The 16291-nt window shown below is 62.1% G+C and carries 14 protein-coding genes; 9 read left to right on the top strand and 5 right to left on the bottom strand.

The genetic code is table 11. From position 1 onward, the window contains the following. Positions 1 to 49: 49 nt before the first annotated feature. On the bottom strand, positions 50 to 895 hold the full coding sequence (locus tag G3N95_RS09500; protein WP_205969875.1) for a M15 family metallopeptidase: 846 nt from the start codon (positions 893 to 895) through the stop codon (positions 50 to 52). A gap of 126 nt (positions 896 to 1021) precedes the next feature. Between G3N95_RS09500 and G3N95_RS09495 the strand changes: the two genes are divergently transcribed. Continuing rightward, complete coding sequence (locus G3N95_RS09495; RefSeq protein WP_205969738.1) at positions 1022 to 1942, top strand: hypothetical protein; 921 nt, start codon at positions 1022 to 1024, stop codon at positions 1940 to 1942. Positions 1943 to 2339: 397 nt separating this feature from the next. Continuing rightward, entirely contained in the window at positions 2340 to 3029 is a 690-nt protein-coding gene (locus G3N95_RS09490; RefSeq protein ID WP_205969737.1) for an HAD family hydrolase, read from the top strand. A gap of 26 nt (positions 3030 to 3055) precedes the next feature. Here the strand turns inward: G3N95_RS09490 and G3N95_RS09485 are convergent, their stop codons facing one another. Beyond that, positions 3056 to 3916: a LysR family transcriptional regulator gene (locus tag G3N95_RS09485; protein WP_205969736.1), complete on the bottom strand. Its 861-nt coding sequence runs from the start codon at positions 3914 to 3916 to the stop codon at positions 3056 to 3058. A 124-nt stretch (positions 3917 to 4040) separates the two neighbouring features. Here G3N95_RS09485 and mdtD point away from each other — a divergent pair, with 124 nt between their 5' ends. Then, complete coding sequence (gene mdtD, locus G3N95_RS09480; RefSeq protein ID WP_205969874.1) at positions 4041 to 5456, top strand: multidrug transporter subunit MdtD; 1416 nt, start codon at positions 4041 to 4043, stop codon at positions 5454 to 5456. A 14-nt stretch (positions 5457 to 5470) separates the two neighbouring features. On the opposite strand, the gene G3N95_RS09475 is transcribed toward mdtD, so the two are convergent. Beyond that, positions 5471 to 6388 (bottom strand): LysR substrate-binding domain-containing protein, encoded by a 918-nt coding sequence (locus tag G3N95_RS09475; RefSeq protein WP_205969735.1) that lies wholly within the window; start codon positions 6386 to 6388, stop codon positions 5471 to 5473. 137 nt (positions 6389 to 6525) lie between these two features. Between G3N95_RS09475 and G3N95_RS09470 the strand changes: the two genes are divergently transcribed. The 3 genes from G3N95_RS09470 (at position 6526) to G3N95_RS09460 (ending at position 10184) form a co-directional block, all read left to right on the top strand. Continuing rightward, on the top strand, positions 6526 to 7485 hold the full coding sequence (locus G3N95_RS09470) for a hydroxymethylglutaryl-CoA lyase (RefSeq protein WP_205969734.1): 960 nt from the start codon (positions 6526 to 6528) through the stop codon (positions 7483 to 7485). 12 nt (positions 7486 to 7497) lie between these two features. Continuing rightward, positions 7498 to 8649, top strand: a complete 1152-nt coding sequence (locus G3N95_RS09465) for a CaiB/BaiF CoA-transferase family protein (RefSeq protein ID WP_205969733.1) — start codon at positions 7498 to 7500, stop codon at positions 8647 to 8649. A gap of 95 nt (positions 8650 to 8744) precedes the next feature. Continuing rightward, on the top strand, positions 8745 to 10184 hold the full coding sequence (locus tag G3N95_RS09460) for an MFS transporter (protein ID WP_205969732.1): 1440 nt from the start codon (positions 8745 to 8747) through the stop codon (positions 10182 to 10184). A gap of 89 nt (positions 10185 to 10273) precedes the next feature. On the opposite strand, the gene G3N95_RS09455 is transcribed toward G3N95_RS09460, so the two are convergent. Together G3N95_RS09455 and G3N95_RS09450 are read right to left on the bottom strand one after the other, a co-directional pair. Continuing rightward, positions 10274 to 12454 carry a malate synthase G gene (locus G3N95_RS09455; RefSeq protein WP_205969731.1) on the bottom strand — a complete coding sequence of 727 codons (2181 nt, stop codon included), beginning with the start codon at positions 12452 to 12454 and terminating at the stop codon, positions 10274 to 10276. 62 nt (positions 12455 to 12516) lie between these two features. Beyond that, positions 12517 to 12933, bottom strand: a complete 417-nt coding sequence (locus tag G3N95_RS09450; protein ID WP_205969730.1) for a heme-binding protein — start codon at positions 12931 to 12933, stop codon at positions 12517 to 12519. A 334-nt stretch (positions 12934 to 13267) separates the two neighbouring features. On the opposite strand from G3N95_RS09450, the gene G3N95_RS09445 reads away from it, so the two are divergent. The 3 genes from G3N95_RS09445 to hpaE are packed head-to-tail and all read left to right on the top strand — an operon-like array spanning position 13268 to position 16280. Then, on the top strand, positions 13268 to 14035 hold the full coding sequence (locus G3N95_RS09445) for a fumarylacetoacetate hydrolase family protein (protein WP_205969729.1): 768 nt from the start codon (positions 13268 to 13270) through the stop codon (positions 14033 to 14035). Further along, on the top strand, positions 14032 to 14790 hold the full coding sequence (locus G3N95_RS09440; RefSeq protein WP_205969728.1) for a fumarylacetoacetate hydrolase family protein: 759 nt from the start codon (positions 14032 to 14034) through the stop codon (positions 14788 to 14790). Before G3N95_RS09445 ends, G3N95_RS09440 begins: the two co-directional genes overlap by 4 nt. A gap of 32 nt (positions 14791 to 14822) precedes the next feature. Next, the gene (gene hpaE / locus G3N95_RS09435; RefSeq protein ID WP_205969727.1) at positions 14823 to 16280 is read left to right on the top strand and encodes a 5-carboxymethyl-2-hydroxymuconate semialdehyde dehydrogenase; all 1458 of its coding nucleotides are present in this window, start codon (positions 14823 to 14825) and stop codon (positions 16278 to 16280) included. Positions 16281 to 16291 lie beyond the last annotated feature (11 nt).

Raw genomic sequence — 16291 nt, 5'->3', positions numbered from 1 at the left:
GCACGCAATTCGCGCGATTCATCGTGGGCCCAAAAGTGCGATTTAACATTTATCGATTGTGGCCGAGCACGAATCCGGGCTTGTGGTATTCGACGTGTCCGAGATCCATCATTTTCCATCGTCCGCCCCATGTCAGGCCCACTTGTTCGGCGACTTGTCCATATAACTGATAGCCGCGCATGGCCCAAGGGTCTTTTTCGGAAATGACGATCTTGCCGTCGCGCAAAAAGGCATTGTCGGCAGCGAGGCCGTATTGATGATAGCTTTGGAATGCTGCGGCATTTGTGACGTTGCTACCCATTTGCGCAAGGCGGTTTTGCCGTTCAGGGCTACGGTAACCTTCCAGTAAAGCCATCTCGTAGCCGTATTGCTCGCGCATGATTTTATAAACGAGCAATAGACGCGTTCGGAAATCCGCATCAAGCAGGTTCCAGTCGCGGCTGGCGTCCTTCAGCGCCGGCCTGATCTGCTCGACCTCTTGCGTGGCAAAGGCTTCGGGCGGCAGCGGCGGTGGCGGCACGAGCTGTTCGCCATTGAGCAATTGGGCGATTTTTTCGTCCGGTGACCTGGAAACGTCATCGAACTGGAATAGCAGTTTGCCGCGCAATGCAATAGCCACTAATGGCGGCGCCGCAAGAATACCTGCCGTCGTTAAAATCAGCAAGCGCCGGCGTGCAAGTAAGTTTTGCATATCGGCTAATGCCGATTGAGACATTTTTGCCGAATATGTTAATTGTGCTTTAGCCTTCAATGCGTTATTCGATGCGCGCTGCATGAAGCGCGCATGCAAACCGGATATGCCGCCGAAGATTGTCAAACGGACAGCCGGCAATAGAGCGATTGCTGCAACCAGAACAGCAATGGTGAAATAAGCGACGAGGGCAACGGCAATCAAAGGAAAGACCCCGGAAATTCTCAGCAATTGTTTTTTGTAATGCTTGATCTTAGAATCAGGCGTCCCCGAGAAGGGGCTTTTACACTTTACCGTCGCAGATATTAACCAGATTTGAAGAGACAGTGAATGAGTGCGCCAGAATCGAACTCGAAAGTTCCGCCAAGTCTGCTGTCCGGGCCGGCTAAAGACGGGCAAGCGGGGGGGGCGCGCATTCTTGCCAATCTCGAAGGACGCGTCGATCCTTCCGCGAACACGAAGCCAAAACGTTCGCGTGCGCTTGCGTTAGCGATCGCTGCGCTGGTGATCGTTGCCGGCAGCGTTGGCGCTTATCAGTTGCAGCATCGTTCTTCCGCTGCAGACGTGCAGAAGGTTGCGGCGAATGGCGCGTCGACTGTCGTTGCATCGAGTATCAAGCTCGCGAGCGGCGTGACCCCAGGCGCGCCTGCCGCATCGGCGACGGCGCCTGCAACGATCGTCGCGGATGACGACGCCACGAAGGACGCACAACGCACGCAAGCCTCGAACGACGATGGCAGCCGTCTTTCGCGTGCGTTGGCGAATGGCGCGGGGTCGTCGGATGAAGCGTCGTCGGCGGCTGTCGTGTCGAATGCGAAAGCCGACGATGTTGCGAAGTCCGCGAGTGCGGCGAACGCGAAGCAGGTCGAGACGGCATCGAAAGCAGTGCGCGACAAACACGACAAGCGGCAGCTTGCTGAAGAACGGCACGCGAAGGAAAGCAAAACGGCTGTGGCCTCGCGTGTGAAGAAGCAGAACGGGAAGCAGGAAGCGAAGGACGATTCCGATGCCGATCTGCTTGCCGCACTTGTCGCGCGCACGAAACCGGCTTCGGCCAAAGGCGATAAATCAGCCGATGGCCAGGTTGCCTCGAAGAAGGTGGGCGCGACAGCAACGCTCGCCGAACGTATCAACGAATGCGGCCAGCACGGGTTCTTCGAAGAGCAACTGTGCCGCTGGCGCGTGTGCGATGGCCATTGGGGCAAAGACCCGCATTGCCCCGCAGCGTCGGCGCAGGCTCGACAGCCCTGAGCGGTTTTCGGTCTTTTCCATGCTGAGCAGGCGGCGCCACGTGCGCCGCTTTTTTTGTCCTATCAGTGTCGCGTCATGAATTGCAACTAACCGTCTGCCGCAACCACCCCTCCCCACGCGCTGACGCGCACCCACCCGTCTGCAGGCAAAGCGCTCGTACGCGCGTCTGTCGCGCGATGCAACCGCTAAAGTGAAACAAACCGATCAACTTCGACGTGCACCATCGACGACGCACGTTCGACGACAGTGCTAGTCTTTGCGCAGATCGCGCATCAGCGAGCCTCGCGAACTTCATCGCACGTTGCGGCGCTGAGCGCGGACGGGTGACGTATCGCATCGAATGCTGAAACGAACACCGCGCTTCATCAACACACACGACCGACGCGAGGTAACGTGAATGGACACACCATCAGGCAACGACGTGGTCTTTCTGTTCGACGTCGATAACACACTGCTCGACAACGACCACGTGCTGAGCGACCTGCGCTCGCACATGACGCGGCAATTCGGCGAAGAGAACAGCGCGCGCTACTGGCAGATCTTTGAAGACCTGCGCGCCGAGCTTGGTTACGCGGACTATCTCGGTGCGTTGCAGCGCTATCGCAACGAGCATCAGGACGATACGCAGCTTCTGCTGATGTCGTGCTATCTGATCGACTATCCGTTCGCGAACCGCATTTTTCCGGGCGCGCTTGACGCGCTCCGCTATGCGAGCCGCTTCGGCAAGACGGCGATTCTTTCGGATGGCGACGTCGTGTTTCAGCCGCGCAAGGTATCGCGCTCGGGTTTGTGGGACGAAGTGGAAGGGCGCGTGATGATCTACATTCACAAGGAGCTGATGCTCGACGACGTGATCGCGCACTATCCCGCGCGCCACTACGTGATGGTCGACGACAAGCTGCGCATTCTCACGGCGATGAAAGAGAAATGGGGCGCGCGGCTGACGACGATCTTTCCACGCCAGGGGCATTACGCGCTCGATGCCAAGGAGATCTCGAAGTATCCGGACCCCGACATTACGATCGAAAGAATCGGTGAACTGACGTCGATCGACTTCGAGGCATTGGCAGCAAAAGGTCGACGCTGAACGAACGGGAACGGGCAAAAACGCCGCTACTCGCTCATCCATTCGCCGCTCAGATCGCTGCCTTGCAGCAACTCGAGCAGCGTGCCGGCGGGATGACTGAGCCGCTTCGCCGCGAGCGCGATGAATTCGACGTCGGGCAGCGCGGGCAAGCTCGCGCTGTTCACGGGCGGCGCCAGGCCGCGCGCCGACACGTATTGCGATTTCGCCGTCAATCCCAGGCCGCCGCGCGCGGCGGCGATGCAGCCCGCGTGGCTGCTGCTCGTGCAGATCACTTCCCAGCCGAAGCCTTTTTCCGCGAGCGCATTCAGCACGACGGCGCGCGTGACGCTCGGTTCCGCGACGAGCACGAGCGGCAACGGCTGTTCGAGATCGACGACGGTGCCCGGCCGCGCAATCCATTCGAGCCGCGAGCGCAGCAACGGCGTGCCGCGCCGCTCGCCGAGCCGCCGCTTGCCGACGAGCAGATCGATCGAACCGGCATCGAGCAGTTCATACAGGCGGCTCGTCATGCCGATGGTGATTTCCAGTTCGACATCGGGATGCGCGTGGCGGAATGCGGCCAGCACGTTCGGCAGTGCGCCCAGCGCGATATCGTCCGATGTACCGAGCCGCACGCGCCCCTTGAGGCGCGGCTTGCGGAACTGCGATTCCGCGCGATTCATGGCCTGCAGGATCACGTTCGCATGCACGAGCAGCGCTTCGCCGTCGGCTGTCATCGCAAGCGAATGTGTGTCGCGCACGAACAGCCGTCTGCCGACGCTTTCTTCGAGCCGGCGAATATGTTCGCTGACGCTCGACTGATTCAGACCGAGCCGTTTGCCTGCTTCCGTGAAGCTGCGGCAGTTGGTGACGGTCGCGAACGTCCTGAGCCAGAGGGGATTGAGCATGCGGCATTGTCATCGGCTTTTGCGATGACAGTCAATGGTTTCAGGCGGCTTCCCGATTACCGTTGAAATCGATACCATGATCGTCGTATCAGGGCGCGTCGATCGCGACGCCGCTTTAAGCGGCATGCGTCGCGCCTCTCCGAACTTCATCATGACCCGCGATTCCTCACACACCGCGCTATTGTGGATCGTCGCCGCTGCATTCTTCATGCAGGCGCTCGACACGACGATCGTCAACACCGCGCTGCCTTCGATGGCGCAAAGCCTTCACGCGTCGCCGCTCGCGATGCAGCCCGTCGTCGTGTCCTATTCGCTGACGATGGCGCTCCTCACGCCCGCTTCCGGCTGGTTCGCCGACCGCTTCGGCACGCGTCGCGTGTACCTGGCTGCCATTCTCGTGTTCGTGCTCGGCTCGCTGTGTTGTGCGGGCGCGCATACGCTCGATCAACTGGTGATCGCGCGCGTGCTGCAAGGCGTCGGCGGATCGATGCTGCTGCCTATCGGGCGGCTTGCCGTGTTGCGCAGCGTGCCGGGCGAGCAGTATGTGTCGGCGCTCGCTTTCGTTTCCATTGCTGGGCAGGTAGGGCCCATTCTTGGCCCGACGTTGGGCGGCTGGCTCACGCAGGCCATCTCATGGCACTGGATCTTTCTCGTCAACGTGCCCGTCGGTGCAATCGGTCTCGTTGCCGTGCAGCGCTTCTTGCCGCACGACCACGCGACGCATCCGCCGCACTTCGATTTCATCGGCTGCGGGCTGCTGTCGCTCGCGATGATCCTGTTGTCGCTCGCGATCGATCCGCCGATGAACGCGCATCGCGTCGAGTGGTCGGTGGGGCTCGCGGTGGCGGGGCTGATCGCGGCGCTGGCGTACATACCGCATGCACGCTCGAACAGCCGGCCGCTGTTCAGGCTGACGCTCTTCAGCGAGCCGAATTTCAGCGTTGGCCTGATCGGCAATCTGCTGTGCCGTATCGGGTCGAGCGCGGTGCCGTTCATGTTGCCGCTGCTGATGCAGGTGCAACTCGGCTATTCGCCGTTGCGTTCGGGGCTGATGATGCTGCCCGCTGCGATTGCGGGCACCGTATCGAAGCAATGGATCGCGCCGCTCATCAAGCGCTTCGGCTATTCGGCGTTCTTGCTCGTGAACACGATGATCGTCGGCTCGACGATCGTGGCGTTCGCGCTGGTGTCGAAAGAGTCGACGCCGCTGCTGGAAATCGTATTGCTTGCCATATTCGGCGCCGCCAACTCGATGCAGTTCGCCGCGATGAACAGCGTCACGCTGAAGGGCCTTTCGCACGCGGATGCGGGCAGCGGCAACAGCCTGTTTTCGATGGTGCAGATGCTGGCGATTGCGCTGGGCGTGTCAATCGGCGGCGGGCTCGTCAATCTGTTTTCCGATCGTCTGGGCTCGTCGTCGACGGGCTTCATGCTGAGCTTCGTTTGCGTCGGCGTGATCACGCTGCTGTCCGCGCTCGTGTTCCGGCGGCTCGATGTGTCGGCGGCGCGGCCCGCTGTTGCTGCACGCACGGCGCGCTGACGCGCTTTAGTGCTTCATTGCTTCGCCTGCGTGTGCCGTGCCCGCTCGACGAGATGATCGACCATGCGCTGCGCGGCCGGCTGTAGCGATTCGAAATCGCGAAAGCACACCACGAACTTGCGCTTCGCCCATTCGTCCGTAAGCGGAATGACGCGTACGTCCAGAATACGCGCGTAAGTATCGCCGACCACTTGCGGAATCACACTGATGCCCAGCTTCGCGGCCACCACGCGAAACGCGGCATCGAAATTCGACACCACCGCGCGGTACGACACCGTGCCGCCCGCACGTGCTGCGGCGCGCTGCAACATCATATGCACGGCTGTAGTCGGCGGCAGGCCGACGTGTTCGTAATCGAGCGTGTCCGTGAAGCGCAGCGTGGCACGCTTCGCAAGCGGATGGCCGGGATGCACGGCAAGCGCGAGCCGGTCCTCGCGATACGGCCGATGCGCGAGTCCTTCCAGATCCACGTTGTCCCAGCACACGCCGACGGATGCAGCGCCTTCGCGCAGGCGTCGCACGAGATCGTGCGACAGCCACTCTTCGACATGCACGCGGATGTTCTCGTGCGCGGGCATGCTCATGAACGACGCGACATCGTCGAGCAAACTCTCCGCGATCGCCGATGCCGACGCGCACACGCTCACGCTGCCGCGCAAACCGCTGCCGAACGCAGCGACGTCGCTCGCGATCCGGTCCATCGTGAACAGCACGTTGCGCGCGTGTTCGAGCAGCGCGACGCCTGCGGGTGTCGGCAGCACGCCGCGTCGCGAGCGCGTGAAGAGCGGCACGCCCAGATCGCTCTCCAGTTGCGCGATGCGCTTGCTGACGGCGGAAGGCTCGATGTGCTCGTCGTGCGCGGCGCGCGCCATGTTCTTGTGCTCGCAGACGGCCACCACCAGCCGCAAGGTTTTCAGGTCGATGTCGCGCATCGGTTGTGTCTCCGTGTGAGTTTCCGTACTGGAAACCTGGCGCTTCCAAATTAGCGCTTTATGTATCGTATGGAATGTCTAAAGTTAGCACAACGCCGGCACTCGCAACGACCGGCACGCAAACGGAGACAGCTTCCATGCCCCCATTCCCCACCAACGTCGTGATCCGCGAAGTCGGCCTGCGCGACGGGCTGCAAAGCATTCAGACCATTCTTACGACGCAACAGAAACGCGAGTGGATCGCCGCCGCGTATGCGGCCGGTCAGCGCGAAATCGAAGTCGGCTCATTCGTGCCCGCGCGTCTGTTGCCGCAGCTTGCGGATACGGCGGAACTCGTCGCGTACGCGAAGACACTGCCGGATTTGCGCGTGTCGGTGCTCGTGCCGAACCTGAAAGGCGCCGAGCGGGCGATCGATTCACAGGCCGATCTGATGCTCGTGCCGCTGTCCGCGAGCCATGCGCACAGCCTTGCGAATCTGCGCAAGACGCCCGATGAAGTGGTCGCGGAAGTTGCGCGCATGCGTGCCGCGCGCGATACGGCGGGCTCGAAGACGCTGATCGAAGGCGGCATCGGCACGGCGTTCGGCTGCACGATCCAGGGCGCCGTCGACCAGGCCGAAGTGCTGCGCTGCATGCAGGCGCTGCTCGATGCCGGCGCCGACCGGGTCAGCGTCGCGGATACCGTCGGTTACGCGAGCCCTGCCGCCGTGCGCGATCTGTTCGAGAAGGCGCGTCATATCGCGGGCGAGCGCTTCTGGTGCGGTCACTTTCACGACACGCGCGGCCTCGCGCTCGCAAACGTGTACGCGGCGTTGGAAACAGGCGTCGCGCGTTTCGATGCGACGCTTGCGGGTATCGGCGGCTGTCCGCATGCGCCGGGTGCGAGCGGCAATGCATCGAGCGAAGACCTCGCGTTCATGCTCGCGGACATGGGCATCGAAACGGGCATTGATATCGAGCAACTGCTCGCGTTGCGCGTGCAAGTGGCGCAGTGGCTGCCCAACGAAACATTGCACGGCGCGCTGTGGCTCGCGGGCCTGCCGAAGACATTCGACGGCGCTGCGAAGCACGCCGTTCATCAAGACGCTATTGCCTGATCGAGGATCGACATGAGCACTTCCAACCGACTGCCGCTTGAAGGCGTGCGCGTCATCGAATTCACACACATGGTCATGGGCCCGACGTGCGGGATGATCCTCGCGGATCTGGGCGCCGAAGTCATCAAGATCGAGCCGCCCGGCGGCGACAAGACACGCAAGCTGCCGGGTCTCGGCATTGGTTTTTTCCGCACGTTCAATCGCAACAAGAAGAGCGTCGTGCTCGATATCAACACACCCGAAGGCCACTCAGCGGCGGAAGAGCTGATCGGTCAATGCGACGTGATGCTCGAAAATTTCCGGCCCGGGTTGATGAACAAGCTCGGCCTCGACTACGGCACGCTGTCGAAGAAGTATCCGCGTCTGATCTATGTGTCGCACAAGGGCTTCTTGCCTGGGCCGTATGAAAAGCGCCTCGCGCTCGATGAAGTCGTGCAGATGATGGGCGGGCTGTCGTATATGACGGGGCCTGCGGGCCGTCCGCTACGCGCGGGCACGTCGGTCAACGACATCATGGGCGGCATGTTCGGCGCGATCGGCGTGCTCGCCGCGCTGCGTGAGCGCGATTTCACGGGGCGCGGGCAGGAAGTGCAAAGTGCGCTGTTCGAGAACTGCGTGTTCCTCGCGGGCCAGCATATGCAGCAATACGCGATGACGCATGAAGCGCCGCCGCCGATGCCATCGCGTGTTTCCGCGTGGAGCGTGTACGACGTGTTCTCGCTCGCGAACGACGAGCAGTTGTTCATCGGCGCCGTGAGCGACAAGCAGTTCGTCACGCTGTGCGACGTGCTCGACCGGAACGATCTCGCGCAAGAGCCGCAGTTCGCGGACAACGCGATGCGCGTCGCCGTGCGCCCCGAACTGCTGGCGCGGCTCGGTGACATCCTCAAGCACCATCGCGTTGAAGAACTCGCGCCGAAGCTGGAAGCGGCGGGCATTCCGTACGCGCCGATCGTGCGCCCCGATCAACTGTTCGACGATCCGCATCTGAAGCAAAGCGGCGGCCTCGTGCCGATGCAAACCGACGACGGCGATACCACGGAAGTCGTCTTGCTCCCGCTGACGATGGGCGGCCGCCGGCCCGGCGTGCGTCAGGCGCTGGCGAAAGTCGGCGAGCACACCCAGGAGATTCTCGCGCGGCTGACAGGAAAAGCGGCCGCCTGATCCTTATCAATCGAGGAACGATACAAAATATCGAAACACAAACCATCAGGCATCCAAATCAATTAAAAGCCGATGGAGACAATCAGGAGACACCTATGCAGCGCACTATCACCGCGGATGATTCGCCGTTTGCATCAAGCGCAGCGCACACCAATTTGCGCGCCGCTGCCGCCTTGTCGGCGCGAATGGACCGCTTGCCCATCACGCGTTATCTGTGGGTTCTCGTTCTGCTGATCTCGCTCGGTGGCTTCTTCGAGGTCTACGATCTGATCTTCACCGGCTACATCGCGCCGGGCCTCGCGAAGAGCGGGATGCTCAAGACCACGACGGAATCGTTCTTCGGCTTGCAAGGCATTGCGGGATTCATCGCGTCGACGTTCGCGGGTCTGTTCGTCGGCACGTTCTGTTTCGGCTGGCTGCCGGACCGCTTCGGACGGCGCAAGGTCTTCACCATCTCGCTGCTGTGGTATTCGATCGGCTCATTGATCATGGCGTGTCAGACGTCGCCGGAAGGGCTGATTCTGTGGCGCTTCATCACGGGCATCGGCGTCGGTATCGAGATCGTGACGATCGACAGCTACGTCACCGAACTCGTTCCGCAGCATATGCGCGGCCGCGCGATGGCGTTCAACCAGGCGGTGATGTTCGCTGCCGCGCCCGCTGCCGCGATTCTCTCGTACTGGCTCGTGCCGACGACGTTCATGGGCATCGACGGCTGGCGCTGGGTCGTGCTGCTCGGCGCGGCGGGCGCGGTGATCGTGTGGTTCATCCGGCTCGTGGTTCCTGAAAGCCCGCGTTGGCTCGCGAGTCATGGGCACGTCGAGCACGGCGAACGTGTGGTCAGGAAGATGGAAGAGATAGCCGAACTGCAGAGCGGTCGCTCGCTTCCCGCGCCGCTGCCCGCTGTCGAGCAGCCGTTGCACCGCCGCGCGTCGCTCGCGGAGTTGTGGCAGGCGCCGTATCGCTCGCGTCTCATCATGCTGATCGTGTTCAACTTCTGTCAGGCGATCGGCTATTACGGTTTCGCTAACTGGGTGCCGACGCTGCTGATCGGTCAGGGCATCACCGTGACGAAGAGCCTGCTGTATTCGTTCATCATCGCGATTGCGCTGCCGACAGGGCCATTGCTCGCAATGCTGTTCGCTGACAAGGTGCAGCGCAAATGGCTGATCGTGGGTTCGGCGTTTGCTGTGGTCGTGTTCGGGCTGATGTTCGGCCAGATGAAAACGGTGGTGCCGCTGATCGTACTGGGCGTGCTCATCAGCCTCGCGGGGCAGACCATTTCCGTCTGCTATCACGCGTACCAGGCCGAACTGTTTCCGACTCGCATCCGTTGCCGGGCAAATGGCATCGTGTATTCGGCAAGCCGCGTCGGCGCAATGATGTCGGGTTTCATCATCGCCCATTTGCTGCGCGAGTTCGGCGTGGCAGGCGTGTTCGCCGGCATCACGGCCTGCATGCTCGTGGTGATGATTTCGATTGGCGGGTTCGGGCCGAAGACGAACGGCGTGCGGCTCGAAGATCTGTGCCACTGATCCGCTGATACCGAAAAGAAAAACGCCGGCCGGGTCTCGATCGACCCGGCCGGCGTTTTTGACTACGTGTGGCAATCAGATGTCCTGCATCAGGCGTTGCCGGCTGCCTTCAATTGCAGACGGAACTTGTGCAGCAGCGGTTCCGTATAGCCGCTGGGCTGCGCGCAACCTTCGAACACCAGCGCGCACGCCGCCTTGAACGCAATCGATGTGTCGAAGTTCGGTGCCATCGGCTTGTAGCTCGGATCGCCCGCGTTCTGCTGATCGACGACCTTCGCCATCAGCTTGAGCGTGTCCAGCACGAGTTCCTGCTTGACCACGCCATGACGCAGCCAGTTCGCAATGTGCTGGCTCGAAATGCGCAGCGTTGCGCGGTCTTCCATCAGGCCGACGTTATGGATGTCCGGCACCTTCGAACAGCCAACGCCCTGATCGATCCAGCGCACCACGTAGCCGAGAATGCCTTGCGCGTTGTTCTCGATTTCCTGGCGAATTTCGGTGTCGCTCCATTGCGCTTTTTCGACGACGGGAATCGTCAGCAGGCCATCGAGCAGCTCGTCGCGCACGCTCGCCAAGTCCGTGCGTTCGAGTTCCTTCTGCACGGCCTGCACGTCGACCTGATGGTAGTGCAGCGCATGCAGCGTCGCGGCCGTGGGCGAGGGCACCCATGCCGTGTTCGCGCCCGCCTTCGGATGTCCGATCTTCTGTTCGAGCATCGCCTTCATCAGATCGGGCATCGCCCACATGCCCTTGCCGATCTGCGCGCGGCCACGCAGGCCCGCAGCGAGACCGACGAGCACGTTGCTGCGCTCATACGCGGCGATCCACTTGCTCGACTTCATATCGCCCTTGCGCATCATCGGGCCGGCTTCCATCGAGCTATGCATCTCGTCGCCCGTGCGGTCGAGGAAGCCCGTGTTGATGAACGCAACGCGCGGCGCTGCTTCGCCGATACACGCGGCGAGGTTCACGCTCGTGCGGCGCTCCTCGTCCATGATGCCCATCTTGATCGTGTTGCGCGCAAGGCCGAGCAGATCTTCGACGCGCGCGAACAGTTCGCTCGCGAATGCCACTTCAGCCGGGCCGTGCATCTTCGGCTTGACGATGTAGATCGAGCCGGTGCGCGAATTGAGCTTGTGCGTGCGGTCGTGCAACGCGCACAGCGTCGTGACGACGCCATCCAGAATGCCTTCCGGAATCTCCTTGCCGTCGCGGTCGAGCACGGCCGGGTTCGTCATCAGATGGCCGACATTGCGGACGAACAGCAGCGAGCGGCCATGCAGCTTCACGGGCTTGCCATCTGCGCCGTGGTATTCGCGGTCCGCGTTCAGGCGGCGCGTGAAGGTCTTGCCGCCCTTCGACACTTCTTCCGTCAGATTGCCGACCATCAGGCCGAGCCAGTTGCGATAGAGCTGCACCTTGTCGTCGGCATCGACGGCGGCGACGGAATCTTCGCAATCGATGATCGTGCTGACGGCCGCTTCCATGAGTACGTCTTTGATGTTCGCGGGGTCGGTCTTGCCGATCGAATCGTCCGCGTCGATCTGGATTTCGAAGTGCAGGCCGTTGTGCTTGAGCAGCACGGCCGACGGCGCATTCGCGTCGCCCTGATAGCCGATGAATTGCGCCGGATCTTGCAGCGCCGTCGCGCCGTTCTTCAGCGCGACGCTCAGCTTGCCGTTCTCGACGCGATAGCCGGTTGCGTCCTTGTGCGAACCGTTTTCGAGCGGCGCGGCGTCGTCGAGGAACTTGCGCGCGAACGCGATCACGCGCGCGCCGCGCACCGGGTTGAACTTCGCCGTGCGCTCGGCGCCGTCCGTTTCGTCGATGGCGTCCGTGCCGTACAGCGCGTCATACAGGCTGCCCCAGCGCGCGTTCGCCGCATTCAGCGCGTAACGCTGGTTCGACAGCGGCACGACGAGTTGCGGGCCCGCCTGTTCGGCGATTTCGCGGTCGACGTTGTCGGTGGTGGCCTTCACGCTGGCAGGCGTCGGCACGATATAGCCGATGCTTTCCAGGAAGCCGCGGTACGCGCGCAGGTCGCGCACGGGGCCGGGGTTGGCGCGATGCCAGGTGTCGAGTTCGACCTGCAGGCGGTCGCGTTCGGCGAGCAGGGCGCGGTTCTTCGGCGCGAGCTCGTGCACGATGGCATCGAAACCTGCCCAGAACGCGGCGCTATCGACACCGGTTCCTGGCAGGGCTTCCTTTTCGATGAACTGTTCGAGGTTCGCGGCGACCTGCAATCCGCCGCGTTGGGTCATTTGAGTCATGGGCTGTTCCAAGAGGGGCAAATTCGGGGCAATCTGTTTCTATTCGCTGGTCAGGGCGGCGCTCAACTGTTTGCATGGCTGGCAACGGCCGTGGCACCGGCCTTTGCCACCTGGGCATCCTGATCGGCCTTGACGCCGGACACGCCGACAGCGCCGATCACCTGACCATTTACCACAACGGGCACGCCGCCTTCCAGCGTGCCCGACAGCGGCGCGCTCAGGAACGCGGTGCGGCCGCCGTTGATCATGTCTTCATACTGCTTCGATTCGCGGCGGCCGAGCGCGGCCGTGCGGGCCTTGTCGGTCGCGATATACGCGCTGATCGGCGCGCAGTTGTCGAGGCGCAGCAGCGACAGCAGATGGCCGCCGTCGTCCACCACGGCAATCGCGACGGCCCACTGGTTGCGTTCGGCTTCGGCACGCGCCGCTTCAATGATTTTCGTCGACTCGGCGACCGTCAGCACGGATTTTGTCTGCATGTTGCGATTTCCTGAAACGATTGAAATGGTTTTCGACGGGAGGCCGGCCGCAAGCCGCGAACGCACTCCTTTGCCTCATGTGAGCATGCACCGCCGGTGTGCAGGCGAGGTCCAGTCTTATATATGACTTGACGCTCATTGTTCCGCGTTCTGAGCGGCTTGTCGACCCGGTGGAACACTGGTCATACCAGTTTTTCTCGCCCTATTTACGCGGGAGAAGGGCGCGCAGGCGTGACGCCAGGGAAAACCCGCGTCGCGAACCAATACGCTTGACCACGCGAAGCACGACGCGAATACTACTAATATGTTAGTGAATGACGGGTGCCGCCAAGTCATGTTCGCGCTACACGATCACCTGATTCATCTCGAAGCCGAGCCGCTCGCACGCGATAGCGATGCGCGAACCGTGCGCGCGCTGCTCGCAAACGGCGCGGCATGCACGCCGCCCGTCACCGGCGCGGTCTACGGAACGCTGCTGAACGATCGCGCCGCGCTCGACGCACTCGGCGATGCCGTCAACGCCGCGCCTTACAAGGCGCCGCCGAAAGCGCCCGTGCTCTATGTGAAGCCGCGCAATACGTTCGCCGGTCATCGCGCAAGCATCACCGTGCCGAACGACGACGAGGGTGTGCAGGTGGGCGGCTCGTTGGGCATCGTGATCGGGCGGACGGCGTGCCGTGTGAGCGTCGAGCACGCGCTGGAATATGTCGCCGGCTATACGATCGTCGCCGATCTCTGCGTGCCTCATGAAAGCGTGTATCGGCCTTCGGTGAGATTTCGCGCGCGCGACGGCTTTTGTGTGCTGGGACCGGCTGCCGTCGCGCGCCGGCATGTGGACGATCCCGACGCGCTGCCCATCGCGATACGCATCGAAGGTCAGGCGCCGTTCAATGCGACAACGACGACGTGGATTCGCAACGTCGCGCGCCTGATCGCCGATGTCACCGAGTTCATGACGCTCGCACCCGGCGACGTGCTGACGATGGGCGTCCCGCATGGCGCGCCGATTGCGCATGCGGGCGACGAGATCAGCATTGCAATCGGCGAGATGCCGCCGCTGTGTTTCTCGATGAAGGCAAAAGCAGAAGGAGGCGAACGATGATGCGCGGCCGTGTTGCATACGCAGGCGCAATCCATGAAGCGTATCCGCACGAACGCGGCGTGCGTCTCGCCGATGGCAGGGTGTGTCGCGAGGATGAAGTCGTATGGCTCGCACCCATAGAGGCGGGCACGATCTTCGCACTCGGGCTCAACTACGCAGAGCACGCAAAGGAACTGCAATTCTCGAAGCAAGAAGAGCCGCTCGTCTTTCTCAAAGGACCGGGCGGTGTGATGGGGCATCGCGGCGTGACGCGGCGGCCATCGGACGTCACGTTCATGCACTACGAGTGCGAGCTTGCCGTCGTGATCGGCAGGCCGGCAAAAGAAGTGACACGCGATGAGGCCCTGCAATATGTCGCCGGCTACATGATCGCCAACGACTACGCGTTCCGCGATTATCTGGAGAACTACTACCGGCCCAATCTGCGTGTGAAGAACCGCGACGGCGCGACGGTACTCGGACCCTGGTTTGTTGATGCCGCCGACATCGCCGACGTCGCGCAACTCGAATTGCGCACCTACGTGAACGGCACGCTGCATCAGAAGGGCAATACACGCGATCTGGTGACCGACGTTCCCGCGTTGATCGAATACCTGAGCAGCTTCATGACGCTCGCACCCGGCGACATCATCCTGACGGGAACACCCGAAGGAGTCGTCAATGTGAATGCCGGCGACGAAGTCGTCTGCGAAATAGACGGTCTGGGCCGTCTCGTCAATGTGATCGTTTCCGACGCGGACTTCTACCGCGACTGATTGCTCCGCTCAATGACCATTCAGGATCTGCCATGCGAATCGAACATCTGATCAACGGCAAACCGAAGGCCGCACGCGACTACTTCGAAACGGTGAATCCGGCGACGCAGGACGTGCTCGCCGAAGTCGCGAGCGGCACGGCCGAGGACATCGACGCCGCCGTGCAGGCCGCGAAAGACGCATTCCCGGCGTGGGCCGCAAAGCCCGCGAGCGAACGCGCGAAGCTCGTGCGCAAGCTCGGCGAACTGATTGCGAAGAACGTGCCGGAGCTCTCCGATACCGAAACGCGCGACACGGGCCAGACCATTTCGCAAACGCGCAAGCAACTCGTGCCGCGCGCTGCCGACAACTTCACCTACTTTGCCGAGATGTGCACGCGCGTCGACGGCCATACGTATCCGACCGACACGCATCTGAACTACACGCTGTTTCATCCCGTCGGCGTGTGCGCGCTGATTTCGCCGTGGAATGTGCCGTTCATGACCGCGACGTGGAAGGTTGCGCCGTGTCTTGCATTCGGCAATACGGCCGTGCTGAAGATGAGCGAACTGTCGCCGCTCACGGCTTCGATGCTCGGCAATCTCGCGCTGGAAGCGGGCATTCCCGCCGGCGTGCTGAATGTCGTGCATGGCTACGGCAAGGACGCGGGCGAGCCGCTCGTCGCGCATCCTGACGTGCACGCGATCTCATTCACGGGGTCGACTGCGACGGGCAATCGCATTGTGAAGACTGCGGGCCTGAAGAAGTTCTCGATGGAACTGGGCGGCAAGTCGCCGTTCGTCATTTTCGACGACGCCGATTTCGAGCGCGCGCTCGATGCCGCAGTGTTCATGATCTTCTCGAACAACGGTGAGCGCTGCACGGCGGGCTCGCGCATTCTGGTGCAGAAGTCGATCTATGCGAAGTTCGCGGAACGCTTTATCGAGCGCGCGAAGCGTTTGACGGTGGGTGATCCTTTGAGCGAGAGCACGATTATCGGCCCGATGATCAGTCAGGCGCATCTCGCGAAAGTACGCAGCTACATCGAACTCGGACCGAAAGAAGGCGCGACGCTCGCATGCGGCGGGCTGGATGCGCCGGCGCTTCCGGACGCGTTGAAAAAGGGCAACTTCGTCACGCCGACCGTATTCGTCGATGTCGATAACCGCATGCGCATCGCGCAGGAAGAGATATTCGGGCCGGTGGCCTGTCTGATTCCTTTCGACGACGAAGCCGAAGCCATTCGCCTCGCCAACGATATTTCATACGGCCTTTCCAGCTACGTGTGGACCGAGAACACGGGACGCGCGCATCGCGTCGCGGCCGCGATCGAAGCAGGTATGTGCTTCGTGAACAGCCAGAACGTGCGCGATTTGCGCCAGCCGTTCGGCGGCACGAAAGCATCGGGTGTCGGGCGCGAAGGCGGCACGTGGAGCTACGAGGTCTTTCTCGAACCGAAGAACGTGTGTGTGTCGCTCGGTTCGCATCATATTCCGCGTTGGGGCGTCTGAACGGAGGTCGC

Origin of the sequence: Paraburkholderia sp. Tr-20389, assembly GCF_017104565.1 — a bacterium.
Taxonomy (GTDB): domain Bacteria; phylum Pseudomonadota; class Gammaproteobacteria; order Burkholderiales; family Burkholderiaceae; genus Paraburkholderia.
This window is presented reverse-complemented; position numbering and strand designations above follow the sequence as displayed.